Annotated in this window: 20 protein-coding genes; 1 reads left to right on the top strand and 19 read right to left on the bottom strand. The window is 26.8% G+C overall.

All coding sequences use genetic code 11. From position 1 onward, the window contains the following. On the bottom strand, positions 1 to 725 hold a 725-nt coding region (locus tag BP769_RS02025; RefSeq protein ID WP_413861942.1), incomplete at its 3' end, for an AIR synthase related protein. Between the two features lie 459 nt (positions 726 to 1,184). Here BP769_RS02025 and BP769_RS02020 point away from each other — a divergent pair. Further along, the gene (locus BP769_RS02020; protein WP_413825023.1) at positions 1,185 to 2,321 is read left to right on the top strand and encodes a carboxypeptidase-like regulatory domain-containing protein; all 1,137 of its coding nucleotides are present in this window, start codon (positions 1,185 to 1,187) and stop codon (positions 2,319 to 2,321) included. A gap of 75 nt (positions 2,322 to 2,396) precedes the next feature. On the opposite strand, the gene hisH is transcribed toward BP769_RS02020, so the two are convergent. The 18 genes from hisH to hpt form a co-directional block, all read right to left on the bottom strand. Beyond that, a complete protein-coding gene (hisH, locus tag BP769_RS02015) occupies positions 2,397 to 2,993 on the bottom strand; it encodes an imidazole glycerol phosphate synthase subunit HisH (RefSeq protein ID WP_409198182.1) in 597 nt (198 codons plus the stop codon). Between the two features lie 13 nt (positions 2,994 to 3,006). Then, the gene (cfbD, locus tag BP769_RS02010) at positions 3,007 to 4,089 is read right to left on the bottom strand and encodes a Ni-sirohydrochlorin a,c-diamide reductive cyclase catalytic subunit (RefSeq protein WP_413825045.1); all 1,083 of its coding nucleotides are present in this window, start codon (positions 4,087 to 4,089) and stop codon (positions 3,007 to 3,009) included. Positions 4,090 to 4,185: 96 nt separating this feature from the next. Beyond that, positions 4,186 to 5,688 (bottom strand): catalase, encoded by a 1,503-nt coding sequence (locus tag BP769_RS02005; RefSeq protein ID WP_409198183.1) that lies wholly within the window; start codon positions 5,686 to 5,688, stop codon positions 4,186 to 4,188. A 128-nt stretch (positions 5,689 to 5,816) separates the two neighbouring features. After that, positions 5,817 to 7,004: a redox-regulated ATPase YchF gene (locus BP769_RS02000; protein ID WP_413825021.1), complete on the bottom strand. Its 1,188-nt coding sequence runs from the start codon at positions 7,002 to 7,004 to the stop codon at positions 5,817 to 5,819. A 143-nt stretch (positions 7,005 to 7,147) separates the two neighbouring features. Further along, a complete protein-coding gene (locus BP769_RS01995; RefSeq protein ID WP_409198185.1) occupies positions 7,148 to 7,918 on the bottom strand; it encodes a proteasome assembly chaperone family protein in 771 nt (256 codons plus the stop codon). A 23-nt stretch (positions 7,919 to 7,941) separates the two neighbouring features. After that, on the bottom strand, positions 7,942 to 8,109 hold the full coding sequence (locus tag BP769_RS01990; protein WP_409198186.1) for an RNA-protein complex protein Nop10: 168 nt from the start codon (positions 8,107 to 8,109) through the stop codon (positions 7,942 to 7,944). A gap of 59 nt (positions 8,110 to 8,168) precedes the next feature. Beyond that, the gene (locus BP769_RS01985; protein ID WP_409198187.1) at positions 8,169 to 8,951 is read right to left on the bottom strand and encodes a translation initiation factor IF-2 subunit alpha; all 783 of its coding nucleotides are present in this window, start codon (positions 8,949 to 8,951) and stop codon (positions 8,169 to 8,171) included. A 130-nt stretch (positions 8,952 to 9,081) separates the two neighbouring features. Further along, positions 9,082 to 9,261 (bottom strand): 30S ribosomal protein S27e, encoded by a 180-nt coding sequence (locus BP769_RS01980; protein ID WP_409198188.1) that lies wholly within the window; start codon positions 9,259 to 9,261, stop codon positions 9,082 to 9,084. Positions 9,262 to 9,269: 8 nt separating this feature from the next. Next, positions 9,270 to 9,548 carry a 50S ribosomal protein L44e gene (locus BP769_RS01975; protein WP_409198189.1) on the bottom strand — a complete coding sequence of 93 codons (279 nt, stop codon included), beginning with the start codon at positions 9,546 to 9,548 and terminating at the stop codon, positions 9,270 to 9,272. A gap of 389 nt (positions 9,549 to 9,937) precedes the next feature. Further along, positions 9,938 to 10,951, bottom strand: coding sequence for a hypothetical protein (locus BP769_RS01970; protein ID WP_409198190.1), 1,014 nt, complete (start codon positions 10,949 to 10,951; stop codon positions 9,938 to 9,940). Between the two features lie 94 nt (positions 10,952 to 11,045). Continuing rightward, a complete protein-coding gene (gene pcn, locus BP769_RS01965; protein WP_409198191.1) occupies positions 11,046 to 11,780 on the bottom strand; it encodes a proliferating cell nuclear antigen (pcna) in 735 nt (244 codons plus the stop codon). A gap of 152 nt (positions 11,781 to 11,932) precedes the next feature. Beyond that, positions 11,933 to 12,541 (bottom strand): hypothetical protein, encoded by a 609-nt coding sequence (locus tag BP769_RS01960; protein ID WP_413825019.1) that lies wholly within the window; start codon positions 12,539 to 12,541, stop codon positions 11,933 to 11,935. Positions 12,542 to 12,667: 126 nt separating this feature from the next. Next, on the bottom strand, positions 12,668 to 12,982 hold the full coding sequence (locus BP769_RS01955; protein WP_409198193.1) for a transcription factor S: 315 nt from the start codon (positions 12,980 to 12,982) through the stop codon (positions 12,668 to 12,670). Positions 12,983 to 13,148: 166 nt separating this feature from the next. After that, the gene (locus BP769_RS01950; protein WP_409198194.1) at positions 13,149 to 13,562 is read right to left on the bottom strand and encodes an NUDIX domain-containing protein; all 414 of its coding nucleotides are present in this window, start codon (positions 13,560 to 13,562) and stop codon (positions 13,149 to 13,151) included. Between the two features lie 16 nt (positions 13,563 to 13,578). Continuing rightward, complete coding sequence (locus tag BP769_RS01945) at positions 13,579 to 13,851, bottom strand: DNA-directed RNA polymerase subunit L (protein WP_409198195.1); 273 nt, start codon at positions 13,849 to 13,851, stop codon at positions 13,579 to 13,581. A gap of 28 nt (positions 13,852 to 13,879) precedes the next feature. Continuing rightward, on the bottom strand, positions 13,880 to 14,446 hold the full coding sequence (locus BP769_RS01940; RefSeq protein ID WP_413825016.1) for an exosome complex RNA-binding protein Csl4: 567 nt from the start codon (positions 14,444 to 14,446) through the stop codon (positions 13,880 to 13,882). A gap of 134 nt (positions 14,447 to 14,580) precedes the next feature. Further along, the gene (gene dph2, locus BP769_RS01935) at positions 14,581 to 15,588 is read right to left on the bottom strand and encodes a diphthamide biosynthesis enzyme Dph2 (protein ID WP_409198199.1); all 1,008 of its coding nucleotides are present in this window, start codon (positions 15,586 to 15,588) and stop codon (positions 14,581 to 14,583) included. Positions 15,589 to 15,611: 23 nt separating this feature from the next. Then, positions 15,612 to 16,181: a hypoxanthine/guanine phosphoribosyltransferase gene (gene hpt / locus BP769_RS01930; protein WP_413825014.1), complete on the bottom strand. Its 570-nt coding sequence runs from the start codon at positions 16,179 to 16,181 to the stop codon at positions 15,612 to 15,614. Positions 16,182 to 16,217: the final 36 nt, after the last annotated feature.

Genomic DNA, 16,217 nt, shown 5'->3' with positions numbered 1-16,217 from the left:
GGTGTTGCTCCTTTCCGTGCAGTAGGAGGATATTTAGAGACACCAACACTCCCTACTGCTGAAACAAATCGATCTCCTAAAACCATATCTCCACCAACTCTTAGGGTGCTTCCAGCAACAATTGGAGTATCTATTAATTCTGAAACTGCAGCAACACCTGCAGTAAAATCAAATATTTTTCCAACATCTCCATCATCAGCCAAATGAACATCACTTAATATAGCTATAGGATCTGCTCCCATCACACATACATCTCTAAGTGTTGCTCGAGTTACATGAAACCCTCCTAAAAATGGATAATCACTTAAACGAGAATGTATACCATCTACTGCAGTTGTTACATAAACATCTTGATCAGTGTTTACTTTTACTACACCCCCATCATCTTGAGCTGAAGGATTTACTAATGAAGAGGTATTAGCACTGGACACAATTTCAGCAATTTTTCTATGTACAAAAAAGTCACCAGCACCTCTAGATCCAACACCCATTTTACCCATTGAAATATCCGCTTTTGGTATATTTATTATTTCTTTTAGAAATTCATCATTTGAGTTTTCAACTTTTAATGTGTTTTTAACTTCTTCAATTACACTTTTTGCCATTAATTTAGAATAATTTTCATCAACATTTTTATATTCTCTAATTCTATCTGCTAAAAGTGTTTCAAGTGTTTTTTCATCTGTTGTTTTAATTCTACGTCTAACAAAACCTTCAATATCCATTTTTACACCAAAATAATGAAATAAAAAAAAGTAATATATTTAAATTTTAATCAATAAATATCATGATTTTTTTTATTAAAATAATTAATTTAATATTATAATAGTTTGATTTTATTGTTTTATATAATTTATGTAAATCATGAAAACTTTTTAAAATAAATAAGAATATTTTAAATTTTAGAGACCTAAAAAATATTTAAAAAGAATAAAAAAGTATATGTTAAAACTTTATTTAATTTTAAAAAAATATGAAAACTAAAAATTTTGACTTAAAAACACGATTATAAAAATTATAACATGACATAATTAAAAAAACGTTCCAGAAATTGGAACAAATACATAAAAATATAATTTTTATAAGCTAAAATTTAAATAATATAAAAAAAATAAGTAAAATAGTGCTAACTTCATTTTTGTTAGCTTTTTTTAAAAAAAAATATAATAAAGAGAAAAAATAATATGAAAAAATTTAATAAAATTATTTTAATATTATTATTAATCACAGTAGTTACAACATCATTATCTGTAGTTTCTGCAGCGGATATTGATAATGGAACTGGAATCTCTAATGATAATAATATTAACTATGCTCAATTAAGTGTTGAATCTCAAAATAATACAAATGACGTGAATAATGCAGAAAGTATTAATTTATTAAGTGATGGAAGTAATAATACAAACAACAATACAAATATTACCCCTCAAACTAATAATACAAAAGAATTTAATGTAACAGTTGAAGACTTTGGACAAATATATAAAAATCCAAAAAATTTAACCATCAACTTAACCAATTTTACCAATGGAAAAGTTATAGTAGGACAACATATTGCATTAAACTTAACCCGTTTAAGTGATGGTGCAAGCAAAATCTACTGGGCAACCACTGATACAAATGGTCAAGCATTTTTAGATATAAACCTATTTCCAGGATATTATAGTGTAGATGCAAGTTGTGGCGATGGATCTAATTTTAAAAACTTTACAGTATATAAAATACCTAGTGGAGTAATTCAAAATAATTTTGAAGTAAACCATAAAGGTGAAAGTTTTAGAAGTATCTTATACAATTTATATTTCCAAGTTTTAGGAAATCAAAAAGTTTATTATACCATTAGTAATGGTAATTCTAATAAAACTTATACAACAACCACCGATAGTAATGGATATGCAAGATTACCTATTAATTTAGGTGCTGGAAAATATACTATTACTTTTTCATACAATGGTGATGGTATAACTTCAGGTTGTTCCGAAACTAATAATATTACAATTTATCCTTCTTCACATAAAATGCCAACTACTGTAGGTATCAGCGGAACACAAAATAACACATTTAATATTACTAAAGGAAAAAATCTTACAATAATTGTTCAAGAAAGTAATGGTTTATTATTCCCAAATACAAAAGTAACCGTTAAGATTATTAAAGGAAGTTTAAGTAAAACTTATACTGTAACTACAAACAGTAACGGAATTGGAACATTACCTATTAATTTAAGTGCAGGAGATTATACTGTTAAATGTTCTTATGCTGGAAGTTATTATTATGCAGCTTCAAGTTCAAGTACTGTATTAACAGTTAACAATGCTTAATAAAGTAAAATTAGAATATATCGGAAGAATAAATAATATTTTTTCTTCCATTTTTTTATTATAAAAATTTAAATACTATTTTTTTAAATTAACAAAATTTTTTAAAATTTTAAGTCCCGCAACACCACTTTTTTCTGGATGAAACTGTGTTGCAAAACAATTATTATTAGATAAAGAAGCTACTAGATTTACACCATAATCCGTGATCCCTGAAACAATTTCTTCATCTTCAGGATTTGCATGATAAGAATGAACAAAATAAAAATATTTACCATCCACTCCTTCTAAAATAGGGCAATTTTTTAGCACATTCAATTTATTCCATCCCATATGAGGAATTTTTCTACCGTAAGGTATTTTATTAACACTACCTTTAAATATATTAAGGCCTTTAATACCAACAGCTTCTTCACTAGAAGACAATAAAACTTGTAAACCTAAACATATCCCCAAAAATGGTTTATCATCATTAATATGTTCATATATTAAATCTTTAAATGGTTCAATATTTTTCATAACACTTCCAAAAGCACCTACTCCGGGAAGAACTAAAAATTCAGAATCAGCTATTTTTTCAGGATTACTGGTAATTTCTGCATTATAACCTATTTTAGTAAAACCATTATGAATACTTCTAAGATTTCCACTATTATAATTAATTATTGTTATCATTTATAATCCTTCTTTACTCATTTTCCCAATTAATTACTGATCTAATCATCATGCCAAAATCTGAATCAACAATTTTTTCTGTTCCTAATGTTTTTGAATGAGCATCTAACTCTGCTATTACATAATCATAACCTAAATCTTTTAAGGGTTGAACTAACCTTGGCCCATCAGTTATAGCTATAGATTTACAGCTAAAATTTTCTATATGTAAAGCATGAGGAACTCCAAATACAACTACCAAATCAAAATCATTAGCTTCTAAAAATTTTTCAGCAATTTTTGGAGCAATCGGATATTCATCTAAACCTCCAGTAATATAATCAATATTAACATTATTTTCTTTTAAATCATTTTTTACATTAATAGCATGATTTCTTATTCTAGGTAACCCAATATTTTCATCCAAATTGGCAAGAATCATAGGTTTATTATTAGGATTAATATCTTCATAATTAAAATTTATTATATCTGCAAATAGATAAGATGTCTCTTTTTTAGCATTTAAAATGAAACAAACTTTTTTGTTTTCAGCCAAATATTTAACAATGATTTTAGCTACTTTCTCTTTATTGTCTCCAAAATTTGGTTTAATATAATTACCTTTAGCCATACCTCTTGTTTTCTCAATTTCGGTAGCTAATTTAAGCATTTTAATTTGACGATTTGCTTCTTCTTGAGGAATTACATCATATTCAGCAGCAGACTTTAATACTGCAATAGCACCTTCTGTATTATCACCTTCACCGAAACCACCATGGGAGGCTACAGGCAAAATTATAGAATCTAAATTTAATTTTTCAATAGGTTCTTTTAAATCTTCCCCAATAATCATACTAGCACAGGTACCAACAATACCTATAAGTTTTGGTTTAAACACTTCATTAACTTCTTTAAGTGTTTGTTCTAACTTTTCTGAAGCACCTAAAATAAAATCATTTTCTGTCATTGCTGTAGTGACTACACGAACACCATCAGTTTCGAGAAGCCTACCAGTTCTAAAACAGCAGCCATGAGGACCATGCATAATAATAACATCAGCATTTAAATCTCTTAAAGTATATAATGAAGCCGCAATAGGGCTAGGACGTGGATGCATCAATTTTTTACTCACCTGATAAAATTTAATCTAATATACTTTATTGAATACAAAAGTTATATAAGTTTCTAAAAAAAGTTTAAAAAAAAAATAAATTTAACTTAAAGTTGATTTAATCCTATCTTCTTGAGTCATTGAGGCTAATTTTTCAACTTTATTAATGTTTAAGTTTAAACCATTTGCAATTCTAGTCCCATACTCAATATCTGCTTTATAAAATAAAGCAACTTGCCTATATTGAATGTTTTCATTAACTCCTGAAATACTATTAAGTATGTTAGAAATTAAATGTGATTTATCTTCCTTATTTAAAACTCTTCTATAAAATTCACCTACTTGTTCAAAATCAACATCTTCTACCTGTTGAGTGTGTCTATCAATTACTGCTTGGACATCAATAGTTGGAGCCTTAAAACATGCTTCAGGTTTAGGACCTTCTAAAGAATTTGGATAATAATTAGGATAATGACTTCCTTTATTTACATTCATCGGCCCATCCATTTGATAAGTAGAAACTTGATTTTTTGTTTGATTTATGGGTATTTGATGATGATTTGCACCTAATCTCCATCTTTGTGTATCTTCATATGCAAATAAACGTCCTTGTAATAATTTATCCGGAGATGGACCAATACCTGGCACAAAATTAGAAGGTGCAAATGCAGATTGCTCAACTTCATTAAAATAGTTATTAGGGTTTTTATTTAATACAAGTTTACCTAATGGTATTAAAGGATAATCAGAATGATACCATACTTTTGTAACATCAAATGGATCAAATTTATAATTTTTAGCTTCTTCATTTGTCATTATCTGAACAAAAACATTCCATTCCGGATAATTCCCATTTTCTATAGAATTGTATAAATCTTCTGTTGCATAATCCGGATTTTCACCAGCCATTTTAACAGAATCTTCATCTGTAAAATTTTTTATGCCCTGTTTTGTTAAAAAATGATATTTTACCCATACATATTCTTCATTCTCATTATACCACATATAAGCATGTGATGAAAACCCATGCATATGTCTAAAATCTCTCGGTGTTCCCCGATCAGTAAATAAAAATGTTAATTGATGTAATGATTCAGGAGTTAAAGAAAAAAAATCCCAAACCATATTTGCATCAGACAAATTTGAAGTTGGATGTCTTTTTTGAGTATGAATAAAATCTGGAAATTTAATTGCATCCCTTATAAAAAATATTGGAGTATTATTACCCACTAAATCATAATTCCCTTCTTCAGTATAAAATTTAACAGCAAACCCTCGTGGATCCCGTACAGAATCAGCAGACCCTCTTTCACCACCTACTGTAGACATTCTAACAAAAACATCTGTTTTTTTACCTACTTCAGATAAAAATTTAGCCCTAGTATATTCAGACAAATCATGAGTAACCTCAAAATAACCATGAGCTCCAGCACCTTTAGCATGCACCACTCTTTCAGGTATTCTTTCCCTATCAAAATGTGCTAATTTTTCAACAAGATATGTATCTTGTAATAAAGCATAACTAGATTTTTTACCTGTAGTAATAGATGATTGATCATTTGCTACAGGGGCACCTTTATTAGTTGTTAATATTTTTTTTACCATAATATTACCTTATAACAATTAATTACTAAAATATAGTATTAAATAGTAAAAAAAGTTTTCGTTTTATAATATTATGAAAAAATAAATATTTTTAATAAAAAAAGTTCAAAAAAAGAAAATAAAAAAAATTAATGTGTGGTAATACTAATTATATCTCCATCAATTAATTCATAATCACTAGCTATGCGCATATTTTTTCTAGCATCAACAGCAAACATGAATTTATCACCAATATCAGAGTGAATTATATATGCTAATTCATGTGGATTAGAACCTTTAGGAACTAAAATACCATCAGGAAGAACATTACCCTTTTGATCAGTAAATTTATGTTCATCTTGAACTGGATAAACAACAATCATATTAAGTAATTCGAATATTGCTTTATTTAAAGCTTCTTGAATACCGGTACTGCCATATTTTTCTAAAATGTTAGTTCTAATATATTCAAGTGCTTTTATTTGATTAGCATTTAATTTTTCTGGATTTAATATTTCAAAATCAGAATCTCCTGAAACATATTTAATTAAACCAGATTCAGCAGCTCTTACTAAAGCAAGTTCAGATTCCGCTGAAGCAGGAACTACATTAGAATATTTTTCTTTAATACGTTCAATATTTTTATCAGCACCAGGTAAATCCGCTTTATTAGCAACTATTAACATTGGTTTAGCAATATTTAAAATTTTTCTAGTTAATTCTATTAAATCTTTTTCTTCCCATTTTGTATAATCCGGTTCAAAACCTCTTAAAGCTTCAATAATATCTTCAAGCATTATACCAGTACCAGATAATTGATCATAAATCACTTTTGAAATATCTAAGTGTTCCGCACCAACTTTACGAATTAATCTTGTCCAATTTCTGTTAAGTATTCCATACATCCACATTACTATCTCATTTTCAAGAAATCCTATATCTTCTAAAGGATCATGTGAACCTAAATCCACGGGATTTCCTTCTTCATCAGTAGACCCTGAAGCATCAATAACATGAAGAAAAACTTTTGCTTGAGTTAAATCGTCCAAAAATTTATTACCTAAACCTTTACCTTCATGAGCTCCTGGAACTAATCCTGCAACATCAATAAGTTCTATTGGAATAAGTCTTGTTCCATCTATGCATATAGAATTTCTCGGATTACATGAAACATTTAATTCTTTACATGGGCATTTACATGTAACATGCGCAACTGCTTTGTTTGCATCTATAGTAGTGAATGGATAATTAGCCATTTCAACTTTTGATGCTGTTGCTGAATTAAAAAATGATGATTTACCTACATTTGGTTTTCCTGTAACTGCAATTTGAATCATTTAATCACCCCTATAATAATTTTTTTAATATGTGAAAAATTTTTTAAAAATAAAAAAAAATAGTTAAATCTTATTTTATATAAGATAATTACTTAAAAAAATTATAATAATTATTTATAAAAATTTAATGATAAATAAAAAAATCAACCTATATATCTGAGATCATCATCAGATTGACCCATGGATTTATTTACCATATCTTGTTCCATTTGTTGAGCTTGATTTAATAATTTTCGAGTTTCTTCAGCTCTTTCTTCTAATTCATCAGTATTAATATTAAATTTTAAAATTAAAGATAATTTTTGAAGAATAGCCTCAGCAGCTTCAGCATCAATAAAATAGCCTGGAGTTTCGCCCATTAAACAAGCCCCTGACATATTTCTTAATTTTCCTAATCCTAGAATAAGCCCAGAAGCCCCAACAATTCCACCATCAGCAGAACGTATTTCAATACCTGCTTCTTTAAGAAGTTCTATATTTTCGAGGTTTGTAGCTGCTCCAAAAACTTTTGTTTCTTCAACCGGTTTGCCTGTTGCTAAACCGCCTAATGTAAATAATTGTTTAACTCCATAACTTTCTATAAAATCTAATATTAAGCCACAAAGTTCATATTGACCTTCTGGTGATAATCCTTGAGTATTTCCCACTAATAGAATAAAATCTTGAGAATTTTCTCCTTGAGATTTTAAATAGTAAAGTTCATTTACCATACATTCAATAATTCCATCTTCCCCAACAAATACTTGAGGAGGAAAATGAGGAGAATATATTTCGGCAAATTTAGTGGCTCCTAATTCATCAATCATATGATCTGCAGCTAATTTACCTACATGACCAATTCCAGGAAGTGCTTCTATAAAAATAGGATTATCTAAATTAATCTCTTCAATCACATTAATTTGAGTATTTTTCATAATATTCCTCCTTAAAGGAATTTTTACTTATTATCCATTTCTTCTTTCAATTTTCGACGATATTTGCCATATTTATCTTCAATTGAATATTTAGGTGGATAAACAACTTTTAATTCTCCACCACAATTAGGACAAGTATCTTTTATAGTATAAATGTCACATAAGGGGCATTTACGCATTTTCATTTTCATGTTAAATCACTACTAAAAAAAAGTTAAAAAAAGTAAAAATTATAAAATTAAAAATAATTTTAATCTAATTCTCGTAAAAATTCGCCTTTACCATTAGAATCTTCAATGACTTTAATACAATTATCTGCAGCTTTTTTTAGTGTTTTTTCTGCTAAGATATAATCAGTTGATTTAACTGTGATTCTATAACGTGGAGCACCAACACATTGAACTTCTACATCTTCAATTTTTTCAGCAGATTCGAGAGCTTTTCTAACTATATCTACACCATTTGATTCATAAGTTTCTATATCAACATAACCAGTTATATGAACTTCTGGAGGAGTTATATTATTTTTAGCTACTTCTGTGATAGCTTCAGCCCATTCTTCATTGATACCTTCATCAGTAAGTGAAGATTTTCCTTCATCAGCAGCAATTTCAAACGCACCATAAACATCACCAAAAATATCCATGATTTCATAACCTACTTCCTTGTAAGCTGTGTTTAAATCTTTATTTAAAGATTTAGCTGCTAATTCTAAGAATTTTTCAGCTTTTTGTTCAACTTTCCATTGTTGAATCTTTTTTGTTCTTTGATCTTCTCTTATTCTTTTTAGTGATGCATCAACATGCCCTTTTTTTGGATTAACTCTTAATACTCGAGCAACAATCTTTTGATTTTCTCTTACATGATCTCGAATATTTTTAACCCAACCAGATGAAACTTCAGAAATATGAATAAAAGCTTCTTTTCCAGAATATTCCTCAAGTTTTGCGAATGCACCATAATTAAGAACTTTATAAACTGTACCAACAATTAGTTCTCCTTCTTCTGGCCATTCTTGACTTTTTCTTACCATTTAAACACCTGAATAGTTTTTAAGATTAAAATTAAAAATAAATTTTTAATTAAAATCTATATTTTATATAAAATTAAAAAAACTAAAAACCAATTTTTAAAATTTTAATGAAAAAAAATAAAAAAAGAATTTAGTTTAAAACTTCTTCAATATGAGCTATTATCTTTGCTTTAGAACCACGTGATTTTACAATAGTTTTACCGCAGATAATACATTTTACATCAGAAGCTGCACGATCAAAGATAATTTGTTCATTATCACAATCTAAACATTTAACCTTTAAAAAGTTTCCTCTACCTTTACTAGCCATTTTATCACCTATTTAGATACAAATTCAGGTTTTCCTGTTCTGAAAGAATTACCGATATGAGATTTACCACATTCTTTACATTTATATCTTAAATCTAATTTTTTAATCGGTTTGTTACCTGCAGGTAAAGGTCTTGGATAACCTCTGTAACCAGCGGTAACTCTTCTAAATTGTCTTTGACCCCATTTTAATTCACTTGCTTTTCGTTTTTTAGCTGTATGAACTTCATGAATTGTATGTTTTTTACAATTAGGACAATATCTTCTTTTTTCTTTTGGTATCTTCATTTAATCACCTTAATACAATCTGAATTTTTCAGATTTCCTTTTTTCATCTATTTTTTCTAAAAATACTATAAAGGAATCAATTAAATTTCCCAATAGCTGATGACATATCTATAAAAATAATTACAATAAACAACACCCAAGAATCTATTAAATTTCTTAGTAGCTGAATATTACATTACTAAACTAAAAAGATTTTATTAAATATCTTATTAATTTATAAATGTATTTTTTAAGAATTAACTTAATAGAGTTAATCTTAAATTATTTAACAATAAATAAAAATTAATTTATATAAAATTTTTATTACCATAAAATAGATACATATTGTATTTTATAATCAATTAATATTTAAATTTAATGTTTTTTTATTTAAAAAAGTATTAAAAATATTAAGGAATTTTAATTAATCTTGCTTTCCTATACTTTACAAAAATTTTTGCATTATCCCTTGGCATTACAACAATGTCTTGAGAAAAAAAAGGACCATAAACTTTTTCATCGACCCCAATTATTGGTTCTACATCTTTGAAAATGAGTAATGTGTCATTTATAGAGTTTTGATTAATATTTTTTGAATAATTATTATATTCCTCTTGAGTCTCTTCGTTAAAATCTACAAATTGATTATCAATTCTATTTAAAATATCAGATAAATTAGAATTTTCTTGCTGAGTAGATTTATTATTTTTTATTTCATTTTCTTTATTTAAATCAGAATTTTTGGATTGATTTTTTAATAAATTAGAATTACTTTTTCGTAATTGCTTTTCAATGGGTTCAAACTTTTCATCAGATAAAACTTTAGCATTTTTAATTTTTTGAAGTTCATCTAAAACTTCATCATTTTTAAAATTTTTGGAATTTTCTGAATTTTTAAAATCACTGCTTTGTTTATTATTTTCTTTTTCATTTAAAGTATTAATTTCTTTTAAAGATTCACCTGAAGCTTTTTTTACATTATTAGATTTAAATTCTATATTATCTTCTTTATCTTCTAATTCTTCAGTAAATTTATCCAAAGATATATTTCCCCTATGATCCCTTAAAGTATCAATTAATGAAAAATATAAAGTTTCTTCTTCTTTAGTTAAATTTAAAGGAGTTGTATCAAGAAAATCAAATTGGGGTTTTCCTTTTTTAAATAAATGATATGACCTATGAATATTCATTAATGCAGCTTCAGTTATTTTATGTTCTCTGCGTTCACATATTTCTGTAGCAATTCTTTGAGCATCTTTTAAAAGGTATTGTTTATCTGAAAAAGGATCCGGACCTACAGTGGTTTTAAGTTCATTAATATAATTATTAACATTTTTATAAAAATTATCTCCTACTCTAGCTAAAGAACTATTATTTCGCTCTTTTTTCTGAATTTGACGTAAAGTTTGAAAAAATTCTTCCACTATAATCCTCTCTAATTAATTTATTAAATAAAAAATAATTTTATGAAAATATGTAAAAAAATAAGTAAAAAAAGTTAAAAAATAGAAAACGAAATTAATCGTCCGCTTCTATTCTAGGAGCAAGTAAAAAACTAAGCTCTCCATCTTCTGAGACCATTTTAAGACTTAAATGTAAAGGCATATCATTTCCAAGTTTAATGGTTGCAACATCTGAAAATTTATCAGCTTTTAACATTTCTCTTATTTTTTCTAATGAAAAAATAGATTTTGCTTCTGTATCAATTTTTTCACCATGTAAATATTCTATGTTTGCATCCCCAAATTCACCTTCAGCTGATGCTCTAAATTTTTCAGAATCAACAATTAAAGCTATTTTATCAGAAAATATATCCATATCTTGAATAGAATCTTTTAGAAGAGCGAAAGGAATATCAAACTTAGTAGGGTGCTCTAATTCTGGAGGAGAAGGAGCTTCATACTCCATATCAATTAGTCTAATCTTAAAAGTTCTCTTAGCTTCGCCTTCAAAGGTAATAATAAAATTTCCTTCATCTAATGACATTATCACACGATCATTAGATTTAGAACGTTTTAATACCTTCATTAATTCATCAGTATCTATATTAATCTTTTCAGGTTCATCGCAAACATATTCATCAAATAAACTTGCCTTTAACTCTAAATGCACAAATGTGATATGACTACGATCTAAGGCATCCAAACGGATACCTTCACTATCAGTTTGTATTTGCACTTCATCAACAATGGAAGATATTGCATCAAAACTTGTTTTTAAAATGTTAGGATCACTTAATTCAGCTTTAAACATTCAAAATCATCTCTCAATTAAAATTCAACAAAAGACCAATTAACTAATTAATTAGTCAACAAATAAGTTAATATTAAAATATAATATTATGATACTATAATTTAGTTTTTCATCTTATATAAATTTTTAAAAAAATAAAAATATAAAATTTATTATTTTTCATCATCAAAAGATTCAGATTTCTTAACTAAATTATCCACAGAATCTAAAGCTTCCTCAAATGAAACTGAATTATTATTAACACTTGAATCTTTTTTATCAACACGTTTTTCAGTAAAAGAAACCTTATTTTCTTTTTTAGAAGAATTTGAGTTAAAATCTATATTTTTATTTATTTTTTCGAAATTAAAAATTGATTTAATATCATTTTTAATTTTTCCATTTTTAGAATTTATAGTATCGTTAGAATCAGAAGAATTAATATTAGATTTTGGATTAGTAGAAATATCAGATTTTTTAGAATCAGAAAAATCATCTGTCTCCTCAATATTTTTTATATTATCAAAAGTTTTGCCTAAAGAATTTTTAGACGAAAAATTTATAAAAAATGATATAGCTAAAATGATAAAACCTAAAATAATCAAAAATACAGAAGATGTAGCTGTTTCACCAGATAAAACATTATCCACTACTTTATCTGAACTAGTTCCAAAAAGGTAAACACCTAATACAACAAATAGAATACCAATTACTATTGTAATAAATGTTATTAAAAAAGATTTATTAATATATTTATTAAAAAATTTATTAGAACTTTTCAAGATAGGTATTTCTGTATCTGAATCTTTAAAATTTTCTTCAGATTTAGGATTCTCTCCTTCATTTAAGTTATTATTGGATTTTTCCTTAATAATATCCCAAGATTATAAATTTAATTAATAAAAATTTTAGTCGTATTCTCTCCAAGTATGCTTACACTTTAAACATTTGAAAAATCTTGTAGGAGCTTCATCAGCACTACGAGTTTGTTGTAACCACCATTCTGCTTTACCATGTCCACATTCAGGGCATATAACATTGGTGGTTGGACGAGTAGTGACATTTCCATCAGTCATGACAACAGTATCTTTAGTATTAATTTCTTCAGACACTTTTTCATATTCATTGCCTTTTTTTAAAGTTTTTGTTTCGCCACAAGTTTTACATTCAAGTTTATCGCCATTTGGAAGCATCATTCCTCCACATTTCGGACAAAAATCCATAATTTACCTCCAATATAATGATATTAATTAAAAATTTTTGATTTTTATTAAACCTTTAAAGTAAGATTTAATTATATTACTTATTTGTTATAATTACTAATATTTAAAGTTAATTTTATTTCATTTTAAAAAAATTAAGAAAAATAAAAAAATTAGTATGAAAAAATTAATTCAAATAATCAAATATATCATGTAAAATTTGTTTATGATCAAAAGCTAAGTCAATATTACGTAAATCTTCAAATGAAAATATTTTAATTTCCTTAGCATCATCATCTGCACATCGCATATTCATGTCCCCTTCAGCCAAATACACAACCGTGATTGTATGGCCCCTAGGATCTCTTAAAGGATCTGAATAAACTTTAAATTGTTTTTTCAAATTGACATCAATACTAGTTTCTTCTTTAGCTTCACGAATTGCAGCATTTTCAGTAGTTTCACCATAATCAACAAAACCACCTGGAAATGCCCAACAATCTTTAAAAGGATTATTTTTACGTTTAATAAGAATAAAATCTTTATTTTCATTATAAATAAAAATATCAACAGTTATTGATGGTTTTTTATGATAGGACATTAAACCATGCCTCAGATTAAATAGATTCTACTAATGCTTTAAAATCATTAGATTCATCTTTTAAATGATTAGCTGCTTTAACAAGAGAATTTCTAGGTCTTTTAGTTCTTTTAGTTTTAATAGTCATATGTGGTTCGCCTATTATTGGGTGATCTATTCCATAAACAGCATATTCCACATCATCATCTTCCATTAAATATTTTCTTAGTACATTACAAATAGTATGGTCTTCACCATGTATTATAATTTCAAGTTCTAGTGTTTTATCAGTTACAATTTCAATTTCCATATTATCATTCCATAAATAAAAATAATTATTATTCAACATAATTTGAAGATATTTTTCTTTTTTCTTTGTGATTACATCTTTCACAATAAAGTTCATTTCTTTTGGAAGGTTTCATATAATTTCTACAACGTGTACACATTGCTTTAATTACTCCACAATTATCTTCAATTGTGGTTAAATCCACATTATCTCCCATGACTTTAATTATTTCTGCTTCTATAATATCTCCTATTCTAAATGCTTCATTTAATCTATCTAAATAACCTTTGGTGACTTGAGATATATGAATAGCAGCTTTATAAGGTAAAGCAAATTCACGAGAACAGCCCTTTTTAGTTTGAATATCAACTAAAGCCCGTTGTCCTCGAAGATCTTTAATCTGTCCAAAAATAATATCTCCTTTTTTTAGTAAAACTGGACCTCCAGATTTAGAAATAACCTCAATTTCTTTAGATTTAATATTTATATATACATTTCCTGATGTAGTTGATTTTATAAATCCCTCATCATCATATGCTCCTTGACCAGGCAAAAATTGTTCACTAACAGCTAAAAAATCACCAGGCATAACTAAATCTCCAGATTCTATTTTCATAATACACCTCTAAAAAAGTAAGGATTAAATAATTTTTATATACAAAAATATATTTTTATAAATTATTTCGACAATTTTATCTTAATAAATATATTTATTAATTTAATCTTATATATTAATTTGTTTATTAAAATTTAATATTTATATTTTTCATGAAACAATATTTCATCTAACTGATAATTCTCCCAAGTTCTTTTATTTAAAACTATTTCTAGTTCTTTAGGAGTAATTAATGGTTTTTTATACATTTGAGAATCATCAATTGCAATTCTAGGACAAGCAGTTACAACAAAACCTTTCAAATCAGTATAAGGCAATAAAACATCAGGATTAATATTATCTAGAACAATAATATAACTTTCCATGCCTTCATCTTTTAACATCCCTTTAATTTTTTTAGCTAATTGCATTCGATATTGTCCTTCTTTAGAAGATACTAATATTCCCCATTTTTTTACTGATTGTGATTTAATAATTCTAGCAAACCTAATTCTAAGGATTTTATCTGCATATTCAGCCATGTTTCTAATAGTTCCACCATACGGATCAATAGCCAATACTGGTGATTTAGTAAACAAATAAATCCCTAATGGATGAAAATTTCCACTACCCACAAATAAATATACTTCAGCATCTAAATTTTTAATTGAAGAAAAATTACAACCTAAAACTTGTCCTTTTCTAGTGCTTTTAGATGATCCAATAACAACTTCTTTTCCATGATCTTCTAAATAATCTTTCATCTCATTAAGAACATTCAATTGCTGTGTTGTAGTTGCTAAAGCGATTTTAGAATAATTTTCTAATTGTGGAAGTGCTTCTTCTAAATATTTTTTAACATCCACATCTGCATACGCTTCAATAAACATAGTGGGAATTTTATAATTAATAGGTAAAGGAGTATGCCCATAATGAATAATTAAATCAACTATTCCAATCATTTTTTTATCAGAAACATCACATGCCCCAAAACAGGGATCTCCAGAAATTAAAACTGTAGCATCAGTTAAATCTTCGATTTGTTTAGCAATAGAGACAGCTTGTGTTTTTAATCCCTCAGGAAATTGAAGACCCACAGTTTTAGCATTAAAAGATTCAATTTTTTTAATTACTTTTTCCAAATCCATATTATAAATAGACATTTTTATCAAACAAACTTAATTTTTTAATCATTCACAGATTCTATTACAACGTGACCATTAACAACATCTAATTTAATTAAAGTGAGAATAGACATCCCAATTTCATCTTCAACTATTTTTTTCCCTTTGCCTTTTTCAATTACAGCCACAGCAGTATCAACTGTAACTCCCATATCAGTTAAAGCATTAATAACTGCAATTAAAGTTCCTCCAGTACTTACAACATCATCAATTAATAAAATATTATCGTTTTTATTTAAATCATTGATATAAAGAATTGACTCACCATAACCTGTTTTTTTATGTACTTGATGTTCATTTGGTAAACCATAATGTCTTTTCCTTATAACCACAAAGGGAATATTAGTTTTAAGGGATAAAGCTGTAGCTAAATGAATACCCATTGCTTCAATAGCAACTATCTTATCAATATTCTCAAAATTAATTTTTTGGGTTAATGTATCCGCAATTTCTCTTAATAATTCTGGTTTTACAGCAGGTATACCATCAGTAACGGGATGGATAAAATAATTATAATTCCCTTTTTTAACAATCGGAGCTTCTTCTAATGTTTTTTTTAATTCTTCTAGCATCTTTAACACACACATTAAAACTATAAAAATAAACTT

Origin of the sequence: Methanobrevibacter sp. UBA417, from assembly GCF_002508845.1 — an archaeon.
In the GTDB taxonomy this organism is placed as follows: domain Archaea; phylum Methanobacteriota; class Methanobacteria; order Methanobacteriales; family Methanobacteriaceae; genus Methanobrevibacter_A; species Methanobrevibacter_A acididurans.
The sequence above is the reverse complement of the archived record's forward strand: the minus strand, read 5'-3'. Positions and strand labels throughout refer to the sequence as shown.

Excerpts from the sequence above, each read along its gene's own strand:
- BP769_RS02020 (WP_413825023.1), top strand. The coding sequence starts at position 1,185 with ATGAAAAAATTTAATAAAATTATTTTAATATTATTATTAATCACAGTA.
- hisH (WP_409198182.1), bottom strand. The coding sequence starts at position 2,993 with ATGATAACAATAATTAATTATAATAGTGGAAATCTTAGAAGTATTCAT.
- cfbD (WP_413825045.1), bottom strand. The coding sequence starts at position 4,089 with ATGCATCCACGTCCTAGCCCTATTGCGGCTTCATTATATACTTTAAGA.
- BP769_RS02005 (WP_409198183.1), bottom strand. The coding sequence starts at position 5,688 with ATGGTAAAAAAAATATTAACAACTAATAAAGGTGCCCCTGTAGCAAAT.
- BP769_RS02000 (WP_413825021.1), bottom strand. The coding sequence starts at position 7,004 with ATGATTCAAATTGCAGTTACAGGAAAACCAAATGTAGGTAAATCATCA.
- BP769_RS01995 (WP_409198185.1), bottom strand. The coding sequence starts at position 7,918 with ATGAAAAATACTCAAATTAATGTGATTGAAGAGATTAATTTAGATAAT.
- BP769_RS01990 (WP_409198186.1), bottom strand. The coding sequence starts at position 8,109 with ATGAAAATGAAAATGCGTAAATGCCCCTTATGTGACATTTATACTATA.
- BP769_RS01985 (WP_409198187.1), bottom strand. The coding sequence starts at position 8,951 with ATGGTAAGAAAAAGTCAAGAATGGCCAGAAGAAGGAGAACTAATTGTT.
- BP769_RS01980 (WP_409198188.1), bottom strand. The coding sequence starts at position 9,261 with ATGGCTAGTAAAGGTAGAGGAAACTTTTTAAAGGTTAAATGTTTAGAT.
- BP769_RS01975 (WP_409198189.1), bottom strand. The coding sequence starts at position 9,548 with ATGAAGATACCAAAAGAAAAAAGAAGATATTGTCCTAATTGTAAAAAA.
- pcn (WP_409198191.1), bottom strand. The coding sequence starts at position 11,780 with ATGTTTAAAGCTGAATTAAGTGATCCTAACATTTTAAAAACAAGTTTT.
- BP769_RS01955 (WP_409198193.1), bottom strand. The coding sequence starts at position 12,982 with ATGGATTTTTGTCCGAAATGTGGAGGAATGATGCTTCCAAATGGCGAT.
- BP769_RS01950 (WP_409198194.1), bottom strand. The coding sequence starts at position 13,562 with ATGTCCTATCATAAAAAACCATCAATAACTGTTGATATTTTTATTTAT.
- BP769_RS01945 (WP_409198195.1), bottom strand. The coding sequence starts at position 13,851 with ATGGAAATTGAAATTGTAACTGATAAAACACTAGAACTTGAAATTATA.
- BP769_RS01940 (WP_413825016.1), bottom strand. The coding sequence starts at position 14,446 with ATGAAAATAGAATCTGGAGATTTAGTTATGCCTGGTGATTTTTTAGCT.
- dph2 (WP_409198199.1), bottom strand. The coding sequence starts at position 15,588 with ATGTCTATTTATAATATGGATTTGGAAAAAGTAATTAAAAAAATTGAA.
- hpt (WP_413825014.1), bottom strand. The coding sequence starts at position 16,181 with ATGCTAGAAGAATTAAAAAAAACATTAGAAGAAGCTCCGATTGTTAAA.